The sequence below is a fragment of the Pseudomonas sp. BBP2017 genome (assembly GCF_003024385.1).
Classification (GTDB): Bacteria; Pseudomonadota; Gammaproteobacteria; order Pseudomonadales; family Pseudomonadaceae; genus Aquipseudomonas.
The window spans coordinates 36,170-55,645 of sequence record NZ_PVZN01000012.1 but is presented as its reverse complement, the minus strand read 5'-3'; the positions used below and the strand labels follow the sequence as shown (position 1 = coordinate 55,645).

Sequence of the window (19,476 nt, the reverse complement as noted above, 5' to 3'; positions counted from 1 at the left end):
GTCCCCTGCCCTTATGCCGCGTCGCGCTTGGCGTCGTTGCGATAGTTTTCCACAGCCTCGATCAGCGCCTGCAGGATCGCTGCGCTGTCGCCGATGACCGACAGATCGGCACGTTTGATCATGTCGCAGCCAGGGTCCATGTTGATCGCCACCACCTTGTCACAGGCGCCAATGCCCTGCAGGTGCTGGATCGCCCCGGAGATACCCACAGCGACATAGACCCGTGCGGTCACCCAGGTGCCGGTGGCCCCTACTTGGCGGTTGCGCGGCATAAAACCGTCATCCACCGCCACCCGCGACGCCCCCTCGGTTGCACCGAGGGCCACGGTGGCGCGGTGGAACAGCGGCCAATCCTTGACCCCGTTGCCCCCGGAAACAATGAACTCGGCTTCGGCCATGGCAATTGCGGCCGGATCGACAGCCACCGGGCCGAGGTCTTCGATACGTGTCAGGCTGCGCGCCACGCCTGTAGATAACTGCTCAGGCAAGACTTCGTGGCGTGTTTCGCTGACCGGCTCGGCGCATTCGGCCGCGGCCAGGATCATCCGCGGCAGACCACGGATCAGGTCCTGCTGGCCGGCACCGGCGCGGCCACTGCATTGCCCATCCTTGACCTGCCAGACCCGCGTGGCCGGGCGCTCATTGATCGCCGCGGCAAAACGCCGACCCAATTCGCCACCACCGGTACGGCTGTCGGGCAGCAACCAATGGCGCGGATTGAACTGGTTATCCACAGCCCGCAGGCCCTGCACCAGTTGCTCCGGTGCATAACCGTCGAATTCATCCCCCTCGATGACCAGCAAGCGATCAACCCCGGCTGTGGAAAAGTTGTTTTCCTTGTGCTCGCCAAACACCACGGCCAACACCGCGCCGTCACTCCCGGCCAGGCCATGGGCCAGGCCAAGCAGATCGCGGTCGTGACTGCCCAGGCGGCCGCCGACCATGTCCGGGACCACGGCGATGTAGAACGCCGGCTGCAGCACTTGATGCAGCGGCAGCTCCACCACCGCCGCCGCGCTACGCTTGTTGCTGGTGCCCTGCTGGGCGCCGCTGCGGTCGATGCGTTTGATGCCGTTGGGGCCAATAAAGCCCACGCCATGAGGGTTCTTGCGGATGACACCATTGGGGCCCATCCAGCTGTGCTGCTGCCCCTGTTGCATGGCCGCGTGCAGCGGATGCAGGCGGTTACGGGCAATCCACTCGGCGCGCGGGTCACGGCGGATAATGTCGCTCATCAGTGCACCTCCGCAGGTTCGCGTTTGGCCGGGGCAGGCTTGTTCGCCGGGGCCTGTTCTTCGAGCAAGGCATCGGCAACCAGCTCAGCCAGGTCCTTGATCAATGGCCGCGGTTCGACCACCCCTTCGAGCATCGCCGTGCACTGTGGACAACCCACGGCAACCAGCTCGGCGGCGGTCTCGCGGATATCGTCCATGCGCATGTCGGGGATCCGCTGCTTGCCAGGAATGTCGGTGATCGGCGCACCGCCGCCACCACCGCAGCAACGGGAACGGAAGCCCGAACGCTGCATTTCCTTCACTTCGATGCCCAAGGCTCGCAGCACTTCACGCGGCGCTTCGTATTCACCGTTGTAACGACCCAGGTAGCACGGGTCGTGATAGGTGACGCTGCCGCCCTTGTGTTGCCCCAGGTTCAGCGCACCTGCGCCGATCAGTTCGGCGATGTAGGTGCTGTGGTGTTGCACCAGATAGTCGCCGCCGAAGGCGCCATATTCGTTCTTGAGCACATGGAAGCTGTGCGGATCGCAGGTGACGATGCGCTTGAAGCTGTACTTGGCCATGGTCTGGATATTGCGCCTGGCCAGTTGCTGGAAGGTCGCTTCGTCCCCCAGGCGACGGGCCACATCACCACTGTCACGTTCTTCAAGACCGAGCACGGCAAAGTCCACCTGAGCCGCTTTCAAGACTTTGACGAAAGCGCGCAGGGTGCGCTGGTTACGCATGTCGAACGCGCCGTCGCCGACCCAGAACAACACGTCTGTGGTCTTGGTGTCGCCAAGCAGGTTCAGGTTGAGGTCCGCGGCCCAGTTCATCCGCCCACCCGGAGCGAAACCGCCCGGGTTGTCGGTAGCAATCAGGTTGTCCAGCACCTCCGCGCCTTTGTTCGGCGTGGCCCCTTTTTCCAGGGTCAGGTGCCGGCGCATGTCGACGATGGCATCGACGTGCTCGATCATCATCGGGCACTCTTCCACGCACGCACGACAAGTGGTGCACGACCAGAGGGTTTCGGCATCGACCAGGCCGTTGACGATCGGCTGATGCGGGTTGCCGCCATGCTCACCGATTGGCTTGCCAGGGTAAGGGCTACCGGCAAACTTGGCATCGGTACCGCCGGCCAGGCCGACGACCATATCCTGGATGAGTTTTTTCGGGTTCAGCGGCTGTCCGGCAGCAAAGGCCGGGCACGCGGCTTCGCACTTGCCGCACTGTACGCAGGCGTCGAAGCCGAGCAATTGGTTCCAGGTGAAATCCTTAGGCTTCTCAACCCCCAACAGCGCCTGGGGATCTTCCAGGTCCAGCGGTTTGAGGCCGGTGGAGCGACCACCGCCGAAGCGCTCGGCGCGACGGTGCCAGGCCAGGTGCAGTGCGCCGGCAAAGGCGTGCTTCATCGGCCCGCCCCAGGTCATGCCAAAGAACAGTTCGGACACACCCCAGAGCACACCAAGACCGAGCAAGGCCACCAACACCCAACCGCCAAAGCCTTCGGGAAGAATGCCGGCCACCGGCAACGTCGCGATAAAGAAGCTGGCGGCGAACACCAGCAGACTTTTCGGCAGACGCATCCACGGCCCTTTCGACAGACGCGAAGGCGGGTTGAGCCGGCGTTTGTAGACGAACAGCGCACCGGCAAACATCAGCACCGTGGCCAGCAGCAAGGCATAGCCGAGAATCTTGTTATGCAGGCCGAAGCCATGCACCAGGATCGCCAGCACTGCAGCCAGCACAAAGCCACCGGCTGTGGCGACGTGGGTATTGGCCATGTATTTGTCGCGGGCGACCACGTGGTGCAGGTCGACCATATAGCGCCGCGGCATGGCCAGCAGGCCGCCGAGCAGGTCGACCTTCGATGGTCGGCCTTGGCGCCACATCCGCACACGTCGTAGCGCGCCGAGGACGGCAAGGCCCAGGGCGGCGAACAGGAGGATGGGGATCAGGGTGTTCAACATGGGAAACTCCCACAGCAATCGCGCTTTGGAAATGACACTGTTGGAGGGGGCTTGCCCCGCGATAGCGGTGTGTCAGCTACATGGCTATCGCGGGGCAAGCCCGCTCCCACAGGGGTCGATCAGAAGTCCTTGCACAGGCGCAAGGCGTCGTAGATCGCGGCATGGGTGTTGCGTTGGGCCACGCAGTCACCGATGCGATACAGCAAGTAGCCTTCGCCCGATTGACTGAGGATCGGCTGCGGCTGGATCGCGAAGAGTGCCTCGACATCAATCTGGCCCTTGTTGCGCGAACCTTCCTTGAGCCCGTAGTAGAGCGCTTCGTCCGGCCGTACACCGTTCTCGATCACCACTTGGTCGACCACCCGCTCCTCTTTGGCGCCGGTGTATTCGTTCTCCAGCACCGCCACCAGCTTGTCGCCCTCGCGGTAGACCTTTTCCAGCGCCAGGTCGCCGGTCATGATCACTTCCTTGGGGTACATGCTGCGGTAGTAGGTCGGGAATGACGTACCGCCAATGGCCACGCCCGGCTTGATGTCGTCGGTGACGATCTCGACCTGGCTGCCTTTGTCGGCGATGTAGTCGGCCACCGACATGCCGGTGAATTCGCAAATGGTGTCGTAGACCAGCACGTTCTTGCCCGGCGCCACCTTGCCGTCGAGCACGTCCCAGCTGCTGACCACCAGGCCTTCGGCCGCGCCCCAGTGCTCGTTCTGCTCCAGGAACGGATGACCGCCCACCGCCAGCACGATCACGTCAGGACGCAGGTCCTTGATGGTGTCGATATCGGCAGCGGTGCCCAGACGCAGGTCGACCTTCAGGCGCGCCAGCTCCAGTTGATACCAGCGGGTGATACCGGCGATCTGATCACGTTGTGGCGCCTTGGCGGCGATGCTGATCTGGCCGCCGATGGCGTCCTTCTTCTCGAACAGGGTCACGTCGTGGCCACGCTCGGCCGATACCCGCGCCGCTTCCATCCCTGCCGGACCTGCGCCAACCACCACCACCTTGCGCTTGGGCCCGGTGGATTTCTCGATGATGTGCGGCACCCCCATGTATTCACGGGAAGTCGCGGCGTTCTGAATGCACAGCACATCCAGGCCCTGGTACTGGCGGTCGATGCAGTAGTTGGCACCGACGCACTGCTTGATCTGGTCGACTTGACCCATCTTGATCTTGGCGATCAGGTGCGGGTCGGCGATATGTGCGCGGGTCATGCCGACCATGTCGACATAGCCGCCTTCAAGAATACGTGTGGCCTGGTTCGGGTCCTTGATGTTCTGCGCGTGCAGCACCGGGACTTTGACCACTTCCTTGATCCCAGCCGCCAGGTGCAGGAACGGCTCCGGTGGATAACTCATATTGGGGATAACGTTGGCCAGGGTGTTGTGGGTATCGCAGCCCGAACCGATGACCCCGAAGAAGTCGAGCATGCCGGTGGCATCGTAGTACTTGGCGATTTCCTTCATGTCCTCGTGGCTGAGGCCATCGGGATGAAATTCGTCACCACAGATACGCATGCCGACGCAGAAATCCGGGCCGACTTCGGCACGCACGGCCTTGAGCACTTCCAGGCCAAACTTCATCCGGCCCTCAAAGCTGCCGCCCCATTCGTCGGTACGTTTGTTGACTCGCGGGCTCCAGAACTGGTCGATCATGTGCTGGTGCACCGCCGACAGCTCGACGCCGTCCAGACCGCCCTCTTTGGCCCGGCGCGCGGCTTGTGCGTAGTTGCCGATCACCCGCCAGATCTCCTCCGGCTCGATGGTCTTGCACGTCGCGCGGTGCACCGGTTCACGGATCCCCGAAGGTGACATCAGGGTCGGCCAGTTGAAGCCGTCCCAGCGCGAGCGACGGCCCATATGGGTAATCTGGATCATGATCTTGGCGCCGTGCTTGTGCATGGCGTCGGCCAGGTTCTGGAAGTGCGGGATGATCCGGTCGGTCGACAGGTTCACCGAGGCCCACCATTCCTGCGGACTATCGATAGCCACCACCGAGGAGCCGCCACAAATGGCCAGGCCCAGGCCGCCCTTGGCCTTCTCTTCGTAGTATTTGATGTAGCGCGCAGTGGTCATGCCGCCGTCGGTGGCGTAGACCTCGGCGTGGGCAGTGCTCAATACGCGGTTGCGGATGGTCAGTTTGCCGATCTGGATCGGCTGGAACATTGCTTCGAAAGCCATGGCGAGATCCTCGACTTACAGCGGCTTGACGATGAACAGGCCGTCGTCGTGGCCTTCTTCCGAACCGCCGTAGACCTGCTCGGCGACCGTGCGAATCTTGCTGCCGCGCGCTGCCAGGATCTGGTCCATGGCGCCGGCGAACCAGCCGGTGAACATGTAGTCGACCTTGCGCCCGACCTTGCCGTACACATAGACGAACGCCGAGTGCTCAAGCTTGACGCTGGCAGTGCCTTTTTCCAGGTCGATATCCTGGATCTTGAACAGGCCCCAGCCGCGTTGCGACAGGCGCTTCATGTAGTGCTCGAACACCGCCACGCCTTCCAGACCGTGGCATTCAGCTTCTTTCTCGCACCAGTGCCAGGCGGACTTGTAGCCGGCCTTGTAGAGGATCTCGGCATAGGCTTCAGCGCCCAGCACTTCCTCGATGCCCATGTGGTTGTTGACGAAGAAATGCCGTGGCACATACAGCATCGGCAGGGCATCGCTGGTCCAGACACCGGTTTCGCTGTCGACTTCGATAGGCAATTGCGGGGCGATCTTGGCCATGGAAACTCAACTCCAGAAATTTTGGTTGGCTGCCCCTGCGCCTGTGGCAGGGGTCGGAAGACGGTTACTGGCGGCTTATTCGCCCCAGACATCCTTGAGCACGTTGACCCAGTTCTCGCCCATGATCTTGCGCACCACGCGCTCGCTATGGCCGCGCTTGAGCAGGGTCTCGGTGAGGTTGGGGAACTCGCCCACGGTGCGGATGCCCAGCGGGTTGATGATCTTGCCGAAGTTGGTCAGGCGCCTGGCGTAGCCCTTGTCGTGGGTCAGGTACTCGAAGAAGTCCTGGCCGTGGCCCTGGGTGAAGTCGGTGCCGATACCGATGGCGTCTTCGCCAACGATGTTCATGGTGTACTCAATGGCTTCGGCATAGTCGTCGATGGTCGAGTCGATGCCTTTGGCCAGGAACGGCGCGAACATGGTCACGCCAACGAAGCCGCCATGATCGGCAATGAACTTGAGCTCTTCATCAGACTTGTTGCGCGGGTGCTCCTTGAGCCCGGAAGGCAGGCAGTGGGAATAGCACACCGGCTTTTTCGATTCGAGGATGACTTCTTCGGAGGTCTTGGAACCGACATGGGACAGGTCGCACATAACCCCGACGCGGTTCATTTCCGCGACAATTTCACGACCGAAGCCCGACAGGCCGCCGTCGCGCTCGTAGCAACCGGTACCGACCAGGTTCTGGGTGTTGTAGCACATCTGCACGATACCGACGCCGAGCTGCTTGAACACCTCGACATAACCGATCTGGTCTTCATAAGCGTGAGCGTTCTGGAAGCCGAAGAGGATGCCGGTCTTGCCTAGTTCCTTGGCCTTGCGGATGTCGGCGGTGGTACGCACCGGCATAACCAGGTCGCCGTTTTCGCGAATCAGTTTCTGGCTGGCGGCAATGTTGTTGACCGTGGCCTGGAAGCCTTCCCAGACCGACACGGTGCAGTTGGCCGCCGTCAGGCCACCCTTGCGCATGTCTTCGAACAGCTCGCGGTTCCATTTGGCAATGATCAGCCCGTCGATAACGATGCTGTCGGCGTGTAATTCGGCTGGGCTCATCAGGCTGTCCCCTTTATTGGCATTACCTGCGCCGAATCGTCTGCCGGCGCTTTGGGGCCAGCATATGCCTAGGGGCCAGGTCGCTAAGATGCAAAAACGACAGGGGAATTGCCGAAAGCGTCAAAGCGCGACAAAGGGCTCTCGCAAGTTTCATTCGGAGGGTAACAGGGCTAGCGGCTACCCTGTTCTTTGCTGCGGCGCTGAGCGAGAATCGGCGCCCATGTTCCCTGGGGAGGATGATTGAATGAAATCGATGGTATGGCTGGTTCTGGCGGCTCTGGCCTTGGGGGCCCACGCCAGTGAAGAAGACAGTACGCCGTGCGACAACGTCGAGACCGATCAGCAGAACTACGACTGCGCGCTGTTCAGCCGCACCAGCGCCGAACGTGAGCTCAACGCTGCGTTTACCGACCTGCTGGATCGCATCAAGGAACAATATGCCGGGCAGGACGCGAAGATCAGTGAAGTCAGCAAACGCCTGAACGACGCCGAAACGTTGTGGAAACAGCTGCGCGATGCCGACTGCAAGGTCGAAACCTTCGACGAAAAACCCGGCAAAGCCTTCGACGCGACCCTGAATACCTGCCTGGCCCAACGTAGCGACGACCGCTCCGAATACCTGCAGTCCCTGGGTCTGCAAAACTCCGATTGAGAACAGCATGAAAATCTGCGGAATTGAAATCAAAGGCAGCGAAGCGCTGCTCGCCGTCGCCACGCTGGACGGCGCAAGCCCGGTGCATGTTGCCTTGGCGACGAAAAAAATCGGTCTGGAAGACGATGAACAGGCGGACAACGTCAAAGCCTTCGCCAGCCAGGCCCGGCAGTTCATCACTGAACACGGTATCAGCCACCTGGCGATCAAAAAGCGCAGCAAGAAAGGCGATTTCGCTGGCGGCCCGACCACCTTCAAGATCGAAGGCGTGCTGCAGTTGCTGGACAATTGTGAAGTGGAGCTGGTTTCACCACAGACCGTCAGCGCTCAGGCCAAGAAACACAACATCGAACTGCCCGCTTCGTTGAACAAGTACCAGCACGAAGCCTTCAAGAGCGCCTGCGCGCTGTTGCTCAAGCGCCGCTGAGGTTCGCGGCCCGGGCCTTGCGGTCCTCCCGCGGGCAACACTCGAAACGCGCCCGGTAGCAGCGGGTGAAGTACGACGCTGACTCGAAACCGCAGGCAATACTCACCTCCAGCACACTCATATCAGTCTGGCGCAGCAGTTGCCGCGCCTTGTCCAGGCGCAAGCGCAGGTAGAAACCGCTGGGGGTGTCGTGCAGGTACAGGCGGAACAAGCGCTCCAGCTGACGCCGGGTTACCTGTACCGACTCGGCCAGCACCAGGGTATTGAGCGGTTGCTCGGTGTTGCGCTCCATTTCGCCGATCACCTGCACCAGTTTCTTGTTGCTGATGCCGTAACGTGAGGCGATCTGCATGCGCTGGTGATCCTGGCGCGGGCGAATGCGCCCCAGCACGAACTGCTCGGACACCTGGATCGCCAGCTCTGGCCCGTGAGCCTGGGCGATCAGATCCAGCATCAGGTCAATCGACGCTGTGCCCCCGGCCGAAGTAATGCGCCGTCGATCGACCTCGAACAGTTCCTGGGTTGCCTGCAGCTGTGGATAGGACTCCTTGAACGCCTCCAGCGCCTCCCAGTGCAGGGTCACCCGGTAACCATCGAGCAGACCGGCTTCAGCCAACACCACAGTACCGGTGTCGATACCGCCAAGCACGACACCTTCGTGATCGAGCTTGCGCAGCCAGTGCTGCAGCGCCGGGCTGAAACTGTCCAGCGGTTCGAATCCGGCCACCACCAGCAGGGTTGTGCCTTTGGCCAACGGCTGCAGCGCGCCATCGGCGTTGACCGACATGCCATTGCTGGCCTGCACCGCCCCGCCCTCTATGCTCAACACCTGCCAGCGGTACAACCCGCCACGAAAGCGGTTGGCCACCCGCAGCGGTTCGATCGCCGAGATAAAGCCGAGCGCGGAAAATCCGGGGAGCAACAGAAAGTAGAAATCCTGGGGCATAGCGAACGACTCGACGGCCACGGGTCTGCGGTTAATACCCTGCAGGTCGCCACTGTGCAAGTGCTGGTCGCCAGGGTGCGTATTTTCCCGTTACGGTGCGCGTAGTTTGATCAGCACGGCACGCAGAGGCCGCCCCCTATAACAATTAGAACTGCCGTTGGAGGAGCCACCATGAACAGATTGATCAGCCGTAGCCTGCTGACGCTCGTCGGTACCGCAATCCTCAGCACCAACGTAATGGCCGCCGAACCGGCCGTATGCAAGAACGTGCGCCTTGGCGTGGTCAACTGGACCGACGTGATGGCCACCAGCGCCATGACCCAGGTGCTGCTCGACGGCCTCGGTTACAAGACCAAGCAGACCAGCGCTTCGCAACAGATCATCTTCGCCGGTATCCGCGACCAGCGCCTGGACATGTTCCTCGGCTACTGGAACCCGATCATGACCCAGACCATCACGCCCTTCATCGACGCCAGGCAGGTCAAGGTCCTCGACCAACCCAGCCTGAACGACGCCCGCGCGACCCTCGCTGTGCCCAAATACCTGGCCGACAAGGGCCTGAAAACCTTCGCCGACATCGCAAAATTTGAAAAGGAGCTGGGCGGCAAGATCTATGGCATCGAACCCGGCTCCGGCGCCAACACCCAGATCAAGGCGATGATCAGCAAGAACCAGTTTGGCCTGGGCAAGTTCCAGCTGGTCGAATCCAGCGAAGCCGGGATGCTCGCCGCCGTCGACCGCGCCGTACGGCGCAAGGAAGCCGTGGTGTTCTTCGGCTGGGCGCCGCATCCGATGAACGTCAACATCGACATGGCCTACCTTAGCGGCAGCGAAGACGCCCTGGGCCCGGATGAAGGCCGTGCCACAGTGTGGACTGTCACTGCCCCGGATTACGCCGAACGCTGCCCGAATGCCAACCGTCTGCTGAGCAACCTGAAATTCACTGCCGAAGATGAGAGCCGCATGATGCAACCGCTGCTCGATCACAAGGACGCCCTGGCATCTGCCCGTCAGTGGCTTCAGGACCACCCCGAGGACAAGGCCCGGTGGCTCGAAGGGGTGACCACCTTCGACGGCAAGCCTGCGGCCGACAACCTCAAGCTCACCTCCAACTGACAGACCGTATCGCGGGGCAAGCCCGCGATGGCCCCAACACGCCCGAAGGAAACCGCACATGAACCACGACGTCATTATCACCTGCGCCCTGACCGGCGCCGGTGACACCGCCAGCAAGAGCCACCTGGTCCCCGTCACCCCCAAACAAATCGCCGCCGCCGCCGTGGAAGCGGCCAAAGCCGGTGCCACCGTGGTCCATTGCCACGTCCGTGACCCGCAAACCGGTCGCTTCAGTCGCGATGTCGCGCTGTACCGCGAAGTGATGGAGCGCATCCGCGAAGCCGACGTGGACATCATCGTCAACCTCACTGCCGGCATGGGTGGCGACCTGGAGATCGGCCCAGGCGAAACACCCCTGGAGTTCGGCGCCGGCACCGACCTGATCGGCCCGCTAGAGCGCCTGGCCCATGTCGAGGCACTGCTGCCGGAGATCTGCACCCTGGACTGCGGCACCCTCAATTTCGGCGATGGCAACAGCATTTATGTCTCAACCCCGGCCCAACTGCGCGCTGGTGCCAAGCGCATCACCGAGCTGGGCGTCAAAGCCGAACTGGAAATTTTCGATACCGGCCACCTGTGGTTCGCCAAACAGATGATCAAGGAAGGCCTGCTCGACGATCCATTGTTCCAGCTGTGCCTGGGCATTCCCTGGGGCGCACCGGCCGACACCACGACCATGAAAGCCATGGTCGACAACTTGCCCGCAGGCGTTACCTGGGCCGGTTTCGGCATCGGCCGCATGCAAATGCCGATGGCCGCGCAAGCCGTGCTGCTTGGCGGCAACGTACGCGTGGGCCTGGAAGACAACCTGTACCTGGACAAGGGCGTGCTGGCCAGCAACGGTCAATTGGTTGAACGCGCCACAGAAATCCTCAGTCGGCTCGGCGCACGGGTACTTACCCCGGCTGAAGGCCGCACAAAAATGAACCTGAGCCGTCGCTGATTGAAGGAGTTGAAGATGAGCTTTATCACCGAGATCAAGACGTTTGCAGCCCTGGGTAGCGGCGTGATCGGCAGCGGCTGGGTCGCCCGCGCCCTGGCTCACGGTCTGGACGTGGTGGCCTGGGACCCGGCGCCCGGCGCTGAAGCGGCACTGCGCAAACGTGTCGCCAATGCCTGGCCAGCCCTGGAAAAACAGGGCCTGGCGCCCGGCGCTGGACAAAATCGTCTGCGCTTCGTCGCCACCATCGAGGAGTGTGTACGCGATGCCGACTTTATCCAGGAAAGCGCCCCGGAGCGCCTCGACCTCAAACTCGACCTGCACAGCAAGATCAGCGCTGCGGCCAAGCCCAACGCACTGATCGGCTCCAGCACCTCTGGCCTGCTGCCCAGTGAGTTCTACGAATCGGCGAGCCATCCTGAACGCTGCGTGGTCGGCCACCCGTTCAACCCGGTGTACCTGTTGCCACTGGTGGAAATCGTCGGCAGTAACAAGACCGCACCTGAAGCCATCGAGGCAGCTAAAACGGTCTACAGCGCTTTGGGCATGCGTCCACTGCATGTACGCAAGGAAGTCCCCGGTTTTATCGCCGACCGTCTGCTCGAAGCGCTGTGGCGCGAAGCCCTGCATCTGGTCAACGACGGCGTGGCTACCACCGGCGAGATCGACGATGCCATTCGCTTTGGCGCCGGCTTGCGCTGGTCATTCATGGGCACCTTCCTCACCTACACCCTGGCCGGTGGCGATGCCGGTATGCGCCACTTCATGGCGCAGTTCGGCCCGGCGCTGCAACTGCCGTGGACCTACCTGCCGGCGCCGGAGCTGACTGACGGCTTGATCGACGCTGTGGTCGAAGGCACCAGTGAACAACTCGGTGAACGCAGCATCAGTTCGCTGGAACGCTATCGTGATGATTGCCTGCTGGCCGTGCTGGAGGCGGTAAAAACCACCAAGGCCAAGCACGGCATGGCCTTCAACGACTGACCGGAGCCCTCGGATGCCCGCACTGATCACCTATCAAACCCCAGTCCAGGCGGACTGGGTCGATTACAACGGGCATCTGCGCGATGCCTTCTATCTGCTGATCTTCAGTTACGCCACCGATGCCTTCATGGACCGCATCGGCCTTGATAGCGACAACCGCAGCGCCAGCGGCAACTCGCTGTTTACCCTGGAATGCCATCTGAACTACCTGCATGAGGTGAAGCTGGGTACCCGGGTGTGGGTGCAGACACAGGTCATCGGCTTTGATCGCAAGCGCCTGCACCTGTACCACAGCCTGCACCGTGAAGGCTTTGAAGAGGCGCTGGCGGCCAGTGAGCAGATGCTGTTGCATGTAGACCTGGCTGGGCCGCGTTCGGCGCCATTTGCGCCTGAGGTGGCGGAGCGCTTGCAGGGAATCGTTGATGAGCAGATTGACCTGCCAGCGGCCGAGTTTGTTGGCCGGGTGATTGCCTTGCCCCGCGATCAGCAGCAAAAAATAACCCCGGAGCCGTGAAGCAACCGGGGCTGAAGCGGACGGTGACCAAACCTTCCTTTTCTGTGCATGGCCTCAGTGTGCAGCCTCCCTTGCCCGTCGATTTGCCCGAAAACGACCTGTTCTTAGGTAAAGCAGCCATTACGACATTCTGTTCTTGCCGCCCTGCACCACTGCCCACAGAATCGACTGACGATCACACCTGCAAACAAGGACAACAACCATGATGCATGCGGATTTGATTGATCAAGACGACCTGCTGGGCCAGTTGCGCGCCCTGGGTTTCGAGATGCCGGCCGACGCCAGCGCCGAACAGGCCTGCGAGTACGCGGTGCGGGGCTTGAGTGAACCACGGGCCAAGGCCCTGAAGGGCATGGTTGAGCAGATGTACAGCGGCAATGCGACCATCCTGCCCGCTGTGCGTCAGGCGATCGAACAGCAGCTGTTGCCGGCGTTGGCGCAGTTCAAGAATCGCTGAAAGCATCGCCTGTGGGAGCGGGCTTGCCCCGCGATGCGATGTAACTGACAGATCGCAATCGCGGGGCAAGCCCGCTCCCACAGCAAGCCTCGCCTAGAGCCTTACACTGGCAAACGTCGACTCATTACGCGCCTGGCTCAACGCCGACATCGGCCCGGCCAGCGGCGACAGCACCAATGCCTGTGGAATCGGCATCATCGCCACCTGTTGCGCCGTATTGGAACCCACACGCTCATCTCGCGGCGGAATACCGAAGTACTCGCGGTAGCACTTGGAGAAATGCGGCGTAGAGACAAAGCCGCACACCGATGCCACTTCGATGATCGACATCGGCGTCTGCTTGAGCAGTTGCCGGGCGCGAATCAGGCGCAGCTTCAGGTAATAACGCGACGGCGAGCAGTGCAGGTACTTCTGGAACAGGCGCTCAAGCTGGCGACGCGACACCGACACATACACCGCCAGCTCATCCAGGTCGATCGGCTCTTCCAGGTTGGCTTCCATCAGCGCAACGATTTCCTGCAGCTTCGGCTGGTTGGTGCCAAGCATGTGCTTGAGTGGCACGCGCTGGTGGTCCTGCTCGTTGCGAATGCGCTCGTAGACGAACATCTCGGAGATCGCTGCCGACAGCTCGCGGCCATGATCGCGGCTGATCAGGTGCAGCATCATGTCCAGCGGCGCAGTCCCACCGGAGCTGGTAAAGCGATTACGGTCGAGGGTGAACAACCGGGTACTCATGCTCACCCGCGGGAAAGCTTCCTGCATCGCCGCCAGGCATTCCCAGTGCACGCTGCAATCAAACCCGTCGAGCAAGCCGGCGCACGCCAGCGCCCAGCTGCCTGTGCATACCGCTCCCAGACGCCGCGACTGGCGGGCCTGGCTTTGCAGCCAGGTCACGTGCTCGCGGGTCACGGTGCGCTGAATGCCAATACCGCCGCAGACAATCACTGTGTCCAGGGGAGGCGCCTTGTGCATGGCCGCATCCGGGGTGATCTGCAAGCCGTCGCTGGCCCAGACCTGACCACCATCAACACTCAAAGTGCTCCAGCGATACAGCTCGCGGCCGGACAGCTGGTTGGCCATGCGCAGCGGTTCGACTGCAGAGGCCAGGGAGATGAGGGTGAAGTTATCCAGCAGCAGAAAGCCGATGGATTGGGGTGTGCGGTTCTGGGTTGGGGTCCCGGAGTTGTACGACGTCATCGCGGTATCTCCTCACACAATGCAGGGTGCGCCTCAGGCAGGCACGGGCTTTTTTTTTGTCATGGCCCCGATTCGAATGCAGGGGCTTTGCCAATCACAACGCAAATGCCATGCCTGAAATTGAATGGGCATTCAATAAAACCCAAAAACGACGTCGCGCAGCGTCTACGTGGCCTTTGTTCCGAGAACGGGTTTTAAACGCGAAGGACCGTGCTAGCGCCGCTGCGTAGGAAACATGAGCAATTCGGTAGCACTTGTGGGAAGGATGCCCAGAAACGACATCAACGATGTGTCACCCCAGGCGCCATTGGCTGGGGTGACAGCTGTTTATCGAGGGAATATCGAACAGCGCGCTAAAAGGTGGCACGCATGGGCAGAAACGGCGCAGACAGGATCAACACTCGATGGCGTTTACCGCCAAACCTCCGCGTGAGGTTTCCTTGTATTTATCATGCATGTCGGCACCAGTGTCGCGCATGGTGCGAATCACCCGGTCGAGCGAGATGAAGTGTTCACCGTCACCACGCAGCGCCATCTGTGCGGCATTGATCGCCTTTACTGCGGCAATGGCATTGCGTTCGATGCATGGCACCTGAACCAGCCCGCCGACCGGATCGCAGGTGAGCCCGAGGTTGTGTTCAAGACCGATTTCAGCAGCATTCTCAAGCTGTGCCGGGGTCGCCCCGAGCACTTCGGCAAGCCCCGCCGCCGCCATCGCACAGGCCGAACCGACCTCGCCCTGACAGCCCACCTCGGCGCCGGAGATCGACGCGTTTTTCTTGCACAAGATGCCCACCGCCGCCGCGGCCAGGAAGAAGTCGACCACACAGGCTTCGCTGACCTCGTCGCTGAAGCGCATGTAGTAATGCAGCACCGCCGGGATGATCCCGGCCGCGCCATTGGTCGGCGCCGTGACCATGCGCCCACCGGCCGCGTTTTCCTCATTGACCGCCAGGGCGTAGAGGTTGACCCACTCCATGGCGCTTAAAGTCGAGCCAATCACATTGGGCTTGTTCAACTCCTGCAGGCTGCGATAGAGCTTGGCCGCCCGGCGTTTCACGTTCAGCCCGCCAGGCAGAATCCCTTCATATTTCAGACCGTTTTCGACACAGGCCTGCATGGCATGCCAGAGCGTGAGCAAGCCGGCGCGAATCTCCGCCTCGCTACGCCAGACCTTCTCGTTTTCCAGCATCAGTTGCGACACGCGCAGGTCGTTTTTCTTGCACAGTTCCAGCAGCTGCGCAGCGCTGTTGAAATCGTAGGGAAGCACGGTGTTGTCGGCGTCCAGCACACCACTGGCGGCCTGCGCCGCATCCACCACAAAGCCGCCGCCAACCGAGTAATAGGTATCGCGATGCAGCTCGCCCACCGCGCCTTCAGCGATCAGGGTCATGGCGTTGGGGTGATAAGGCAGGTTCTCGTCGAGCAACCGCATGTCGCGCGCCCAGACAAAGCCGACGTGCAGTCGACCATCGAGCAGCAAGGTGTCTGTTTCGCGCAGTGCAGCGATGCGTGGGGCGATTTGCGACGGGTCGATCGCATCCGGCCATTCGCCCATCAGGCCCATGATCACTGCATTGTCGCTGCCGTGACCGATACCCGTGGCCGACAACGAACCGTACAGGCGCACCTCGATGCGGCGCACCTGTTCGAGTTCATCGCGTTCACGCAAACCCTGGACGAACAACGCCGCGGCACGCATGGGCCCGACGGTATGAGAGCTGGATGGGCCGACGCCAATCTTGAACAGGTCGAACACACTGATGGCCATGCCACCTACCTCCTGATTGAGCAGCCCCCCCAAGCCAGGCCAAGGGCGTTGCAACTGCTACGCTAAATAGGCGGCAATCCGCCGAATTCGCGCATCATCAGGCTTTTCAGCGGACTTCTGACGTCTACAACCGACGCGTTCTTGCCCAGCAACGCCGCCAGCTGTCACGACCGTTTCTGCGCCGTTTTTTGCGCTGCAGAAGCAGCAAAACCACGTTTACGGCCTGAGAAAAATCTGTAAACGACTTCATCGACACTGGATGCGACCCTGTCTGTACTGGATACGACGCACCCTGTAGGCGTTTGATTTTCGCTGTTAGATGATCGGTATCGACTCGATTGCACGGCACCTGTCCCGCTATCGCCCGATAGTCAGGTCCGACCGAATGCAAACCATAAAGCACGGCGGTCCTGCGGGACATCCGAGAGAAAACATCAGGAGTCCATTGCATGAAAGGTTCACCCTCGCTATTGCTGACCGCGCTACTGAGTGTGCCGCTGCTGGCCCAGGCCGCCGAGCCTGAGCAGTGTCATACCGTCAACTTCTCCGATGTCGGCTGGACCGATATCACTGTGACCACCGCGGTTACCAGCGTGGTGCTGCAGTCGCTGGGCTACAAAACCAAGACCACCATGATTTCGGTGCCGGTGACCTACAAATCGCTGGCCGACGGCAAGAATATGGATGTTTTCCTCGGCAACTGGATGCCGACCATGGAAAACGACATCAAGCAGTACCGTGATGCCGGTACGGTGGAAACCGTACGGGCCAACCTTGAAAACGCCAAGTACACCCTGGCCGTGCCGCAGGCGCTGTATGACAAGGGCCTGAAAAGCTTCGCCGACATTGCCAAGTTCAAGAAGGAACTCGACGGCAAGATCTACGGCATCGAGCCGGGCAACGATGGTAACCGCACCATCCAGAGCATGATCGACAAGAACGCCTTCGGCCTCAAGGACGCCGGTTTCAAGGTGGTCGAGTCCAGTGAGGCTGGCATGCTTTCACAGGTTGAACGTGCCCAGCGCCGCGACACTGCGGTGGTGTTCCTGGGCTGGGAACCGCATCCGATGAACACCCGATTCAAGATGAAGTACCTGGACGGTGGCGATGATTTCTTCGGCCCCGAATATGGTAAGGCCACGGTACTGACCAATACCCGCAAGGGCTATGCGCAGGAATGCAGCAACGTCGGTCAGTTGCTGAAAAACCTGTCCTTCACCCTGGACATGGAAAGCACCCTGATGGGCAACGTCCTGGACGACAAAATGAAACCCGACGCAGCAGCCAGGGCCTGGCTGAAGAACAACCCTCAGGTACTCGATACCTGGCTGGCAGGGGTTACCACCGTTGACGGCAAACCGGGCCTGGAGGCGGCCAAGGCCAAACTGACGCAGTAAGCACTGCCTGCGGCGGGCTGGCCCCGCCGCAGGCTGTCTTCAATTTTTTGCAGGTGGACGCTCGCTATCATGCTGATCGATGAAAAACTCCCTCTGGGCCAGTACATCGCAGGCTTCGTTGAATGGTTGACGCAACACGGCGCCAACTACTTCGATGCTTTCGCTGCGGCACTGGAATACATGATTCACGGTGTAACCGGGGCACTGACCTGGTTCAATCCCTTCGTCCTGATCGGCCTGATTGCAGTGATCGCGCACCTGATCCAGCGCAAATGGGCGCTGACCGCTTTCTGCGTGCTGTCATTCCTGCTGATCCTCAACCTCGGTTACTGGCAGGAGACCATGGAAACCCTGGCCCAGGTGCTGTTCGCCACCCTGGTCTGCGTGGCCATCGGCGTACCGCTGGGCATCCTCGCCGCGCACAAACCGATGTTCTATACCGCCATGCGCCCGGTCCTCGACCTGATGCAGACGGTACCCACCTTTGTGTACCTGATCCCGACCCTGACCCTGTTCGGTCTGGGCGTGGTCCCCGGGCTGATCTCGACGGTGGTGTTCGCCATCGCCGCGCCGATCCGCCTGACCTACCTGGGCATCTGTGATGTGCCCCAGGAACTGCTCGATGCCGGCAAGGCATTCGGCTGCTCACGCCGCCAACTGCTGTCACGCATCGAACTGCCGCATGCCATGCCGAGCATCGCCGCCGGCGTCACCCAATGCATCATGTTGTCACTGTCGATGGTGGTGATTGCCGCCCTGGTGGGCGCTGATGGCTTGGGCAAACCTGTAGTCAACGCACTAAACACTGCCGATATTGCCTTGGGCTTCGAAGCGGGTCTGGCGATCGTACTGCTGGCGATCATGCTCGACCGTATCTGCAAACAACCCGACGTACCGGTAAGGAGTGAAGCATGAGCATTATTCGCTTCGAAGATGTAGACGTTATCTTCTCCAACCGACCGCGTGAGGCCCTCAGCCTGCTAGACCAAGGCCTTTCGCGGGAGCAGATCCTGAAGAAAACCGGGTTGGTAGTCGGCGTGGAAAAGGCCAACCTGGATATCAATAAAGGCGAGATCTGCGTGCTGATGGGCCTGTCCGGTTCGGGCAAGTCGAGCTTGCTGCGCTGCATCAACGGCCTCAATACCGTCAGCCGCGGTAAATTGTTCGTCGAGCACGAAGGCTCGCATATCGACATCGCCCATTGCACCCCGGCGGAGCTGAAGATGATGCGCACCAAGCGCATCGCCATGGTGTTCCAGAAGTTCGCCCTGATGCCCTGGCTGACGGTACGCGAGAACATCAGCTTCGGCCTGGAAATGCAGGGACGCCCAGAGAAAGAGCGGCGCAAGCTGGTCGAGGAGAAGCTCGAACTGGTCGGCCTGACGCAGTGGCGCAACAAGAAACCCGATGAGCTCTCGGGCGGCATGCAGCAACGCGTAGGCCTCGCCCGTGCCCTGGCCATGGACGCCGACATCCTGCTGATGGACGAGCCCTTCTCCGCCCTCGACCCGCTGATCCGTCAAGGCCTGCAGGACGAACTACTGGAGCTGCAACGCAAGCTGAGCAAGACCATCGTCTTCGTCAGTCATGACCTGGACGAAGCACTGAAGCTGGGCAGTCGGATCGCCATCATGAAAGACGGCAAGATCATCCAGTACAGCAAGCCCGAAGAGATCGTCCTCAACCCGGCCGACGAATATGTACGGACCTTCGTCGCCCACACCAACCCGCTCAACGTCCTGTGTGGCCGCAGCCTGATGCGCACCCTGGACAAGTGCAAGCGCATCAATGGTTCGGTGTGCATCGATCCGGGTGGCGACTCGTGGCTGGATCTGGCCGAAGGCAACACCATCAAAGGTGCACGTCAGGGCGCTACGGGTATGGACCTGCAGAACTGGGCACCGGGGGAAGCGGTGGAGGGGTTGGGGCGCAAGCCGACTCTGGTCAGCGCCAGCATCGGTATGCGTGAGGCCCTGCAGATCCGTTATCAGACTGGTAACAAACTGGTGCTGCAGGAAGGTAATACGGTGGTGGGGATTCTCGGTGACAGCGAGTTGTATCACGCGCTGTTGGGCAAGAATCTCGGTTGAGGTAGAACGATCGCCGGCAATG

Annotated in this window: 18 protein-coding genes; 10 read left to right on the top strand and 8 right to left on the bottom strand. The window is 61.2% G+C overall.

The genetic code is table 11. The annotated features are described in order from the left end of the window. Window positions 1-11 precede the first annotated feature (11 nt). The 5 genes from C6382_RS15670 to C6382_RS15650 all read right to left on the bottom strand — a co-directional run bounded on the left by C6382_RS15670 (window position 12) and on the right by C6382_RS15650 (window position 6,963). A complete protein-coding gene (locus C6382_RS15670) occupies window positions 12-1,235 on the bottom strand; it encodes an electron transfer flavoprotein subunit alpha/FixB family protein (protein ID WP_107025315.1) in 1,224 nt (407 codons plus the stop codon). Then, window positions 1,235-3,184, bottom strand: a complete 1,950-nt coding sequence (gene dgcB, locus C6382_RS15665; protein ID WP_107025314.1) for a dimethylglycine demethylation protein DgcB — start codon at window positions 3,182-3,184, stop codon at window positions 1,235-1,237. Before dgcB ends, C6382_RS15670 begins: the two co-directional genes overlap by 1 nt. Before the next feature lie 119 nt (window positions 3,185-3,303). Then, the gene (gene dgcA / locus C6382_RS15660; RefSeq protein WP_107025313.1) at window positions 3,304-5,364 is read right to left on the bottom strand and encodes a dimethylglycine demethylation protein DgcA; all 2,061 of its coding nucleotides are present in this window, start codon (window positions 5,362-5,364) and stop codon (window positions 3,304-3,306) included. Between the two features lie 15 nt (window positions 5,365-5,379). Next, on the bottom strand, window positions 5,380-5,910 hold the full coding sequence (locus tag C6382_RS15655; RefSeq protein ID WP_107025312.1) for a 4-vinyl reductase: 531 nt from the start codon (window positions 5,908-5,910) through the stop codon (window positions 5,380-5,382). 75 nt (window positions 5,911-5,985) lie between these two features. Then, window positions 5,986-6,963 (bottom strand): dipeptidase, encoded by a 978-nt coding sequence (locus tag C6382_RS15650; protein WP_107025311.1) that lies wholly within the window; start codon window positions 6,961-6,963, stop codon window positions 5,986-5,988. Between the two features lie 244 nt (window positions 6,964-7,207). Between C6382_RS15650 and C6382_RS15645 the strand changes: the two genes are divergently transcribed. Both C6382_RS15645 and C6382_RS15640 read left to right on the top strand, forming a co-directional pair. Beyond that, the gene (locus tag C6382_RS15645) at window positions 7,208-7,615 is read left to right on the top strand and encodes a lysozyme inhibitor LprI family protein (protein ID WP_107025310.1); all 408 of its coding nucleotides are present in this window, start codon (window positions 7,208-7,210) and stop codon (window positions 7,613-7,615) included. Window positions 7,616-7,622: 7 nt separating this feature from the next. Next, a complete protein-coding gene (locus tag C6382_RS15640; RefSeq protein WP_107025309.1) occupies window positions 7,623-8,042 on the top strand; it encodes a DUF3010 family protein in 420 nt (139 codons plus the stop codon). On the opposite strand, the gene C6382_RS15635 is transcribed toward C6382_RS15640, so the two are convergent. Beyond that, window positions 8,029-8,988 (bottom strand): GlxA family transcriptional regulator, encoded by a 960-nt coding sequence (locus C6382_RS15635; RefSeq protein WP_107025394.1) that lies wholly within the window; start codon window positions 8,986-8,988, stop codon window positions 8,029-8,031. The two genes, C6382_RS15640 and C6382_RS15635, sit on opposite strands and share 14 nt — an antisense overlap. 171 nt (window positions 8,989-9,159) lie before the next feature. On the opposite strand from C6382_RS15635, the gene choX reads away from it, so the two are divergent. From choX to C6382_RS15610, 5 genes are all read left to right on the top strand, one after another. Continuing rightward, window positions 9,160-10,104, top strand: a complete 945-nt coding sequence (gene choX / locus C6382_RS15630; RefSeq protein WP_107025308.1) for a choline ABC transporter substrate-binding protein — start codon at window positions 9,160-9,162, stop codon at window positions 10,102-10,104. Between the two features lie 58 nt (window positions 10,105-10,162). After that, window positions 10,163-11,047: a 3-keto-5-aminohexanoate cleavage protein gene (locus C6382_RS15625; protein ID WP_107025307.1), complete on the top strand. Its 885-nt coding sequence runs from the start codon at window positions 10,163-10,165 to the stop codon at window positions 11,045-11,047. Between the two features lie 15 nt (window positions 11,048-11,062). Further along, window positions 11,063-12,028, top strand: a complete 966-nt coding sequence (locus C6382_RS15620) for an L-carnitine dehydrogenase (protein WP_107025306.1) — start codon at window positions 11,063-11,065, stop codon at window positions 12,026-12,028. Window positions 12,029-12,041: 13 nt separating this feature from the next. Further along, complete coding sequence (locus tag C6382_RS15615; RefSeq protein WP_107025305.1) at window positions 12,042-12,542, top strand: thioesterase family protein; 501 nt, start codon at window positions 12,042-12,044, stop codon at window positions 12,540-12,542. A 202-nt stretch (window positions 12,543-12,744) separates the two neighbouring features. Continuing rightward, window positions 12,745-12,999 (top strand): hypothetical protein, encoded by a 255-nt coding sequence (locus tag C6382_RS15610; protein ID WP_107025304.1) that lies wholly within the window; start codon window positions 12,745-12,747, stop codon window positions 12,997-12,999. Window positions 13,000-13,092: 93 nt separating this feature from the next. Here the strand turns inward: C6382_RS15610 and C6382_RS15605 are convergent, their stop codons facing one another. Together C6382_RS15605 and C6382_RS15600 are read right to left on the bottom strand one after the other, a co-directional pair. Next, complete coding sequence (locus C6382_RS15605) at window positions 13,093-14,196, bottom strand: GlxA family transcriptional regulator (protein ID WP_107025303.1); 1,104 nt, start codon at window positions 14,194-14,196, stop codon at window positions 13,093-13,095. 394 nt (window positions 14,197-14,590) lie between these two features. Further along, entirely contained in the window at window positions 14,591-15,967 is a 1,377-nt protein-coding gene (locus C6382_RS15600) for an L-serine ammonia-lyase (protein WP_107025302.1), read from the bottom strand. A 449-nt stretch (window positions 15,968-16,416) separates the two neighbouring features. Here C6382_RS15600 and C6382_RS15595 point away from each other — a divergent pair, with 449 nt between their 5' ends. The 3 genes from C6382_RS15595 (at window position 16,417) to choV (ending at window position 19,454) form a co-directional block, all read left to right on the top strand. After that, a complete protein-coding gene (locus C6382_RS15595) occupies window positions 16,417-17,364 on the top strand; it encodes a choline ABC transporter substrate-binding protein (protein WP_107025301.1) in 948 nt (315 codons plus the stop codon). 66 nt (window positions 17,365-17,430) lie between these two features. Continuing rightward, window positions 17,431-18,279 (top strand): choline ABC transporter permease subunit, encoded by an 849-nt coding sequence (choW, locus tag C6382_RS15590; protein WP_174242343.1) that lies wholly within the window; start codon window positions 17,431-17,433, stop codon window positions 18,277-18,279. Beyond that, the gene (choV, locus tag C6382_RS15585) at window positions 18,276-19,454 is read left to right on the top strand and encodes a choline ABC transporter ATP-binding protein (protein WP_107025300.1); all 1,179 of its coding nucleotides are present in this window, start codon (window positions 18,276-18,278) and stop codon (window positions 19,452-19,454) included. Before choW ends, choV begins: the two co-directional genes overlap by 4 nt. Window positions 19,455-19,476: the final 22 nt, after the last annotated feature.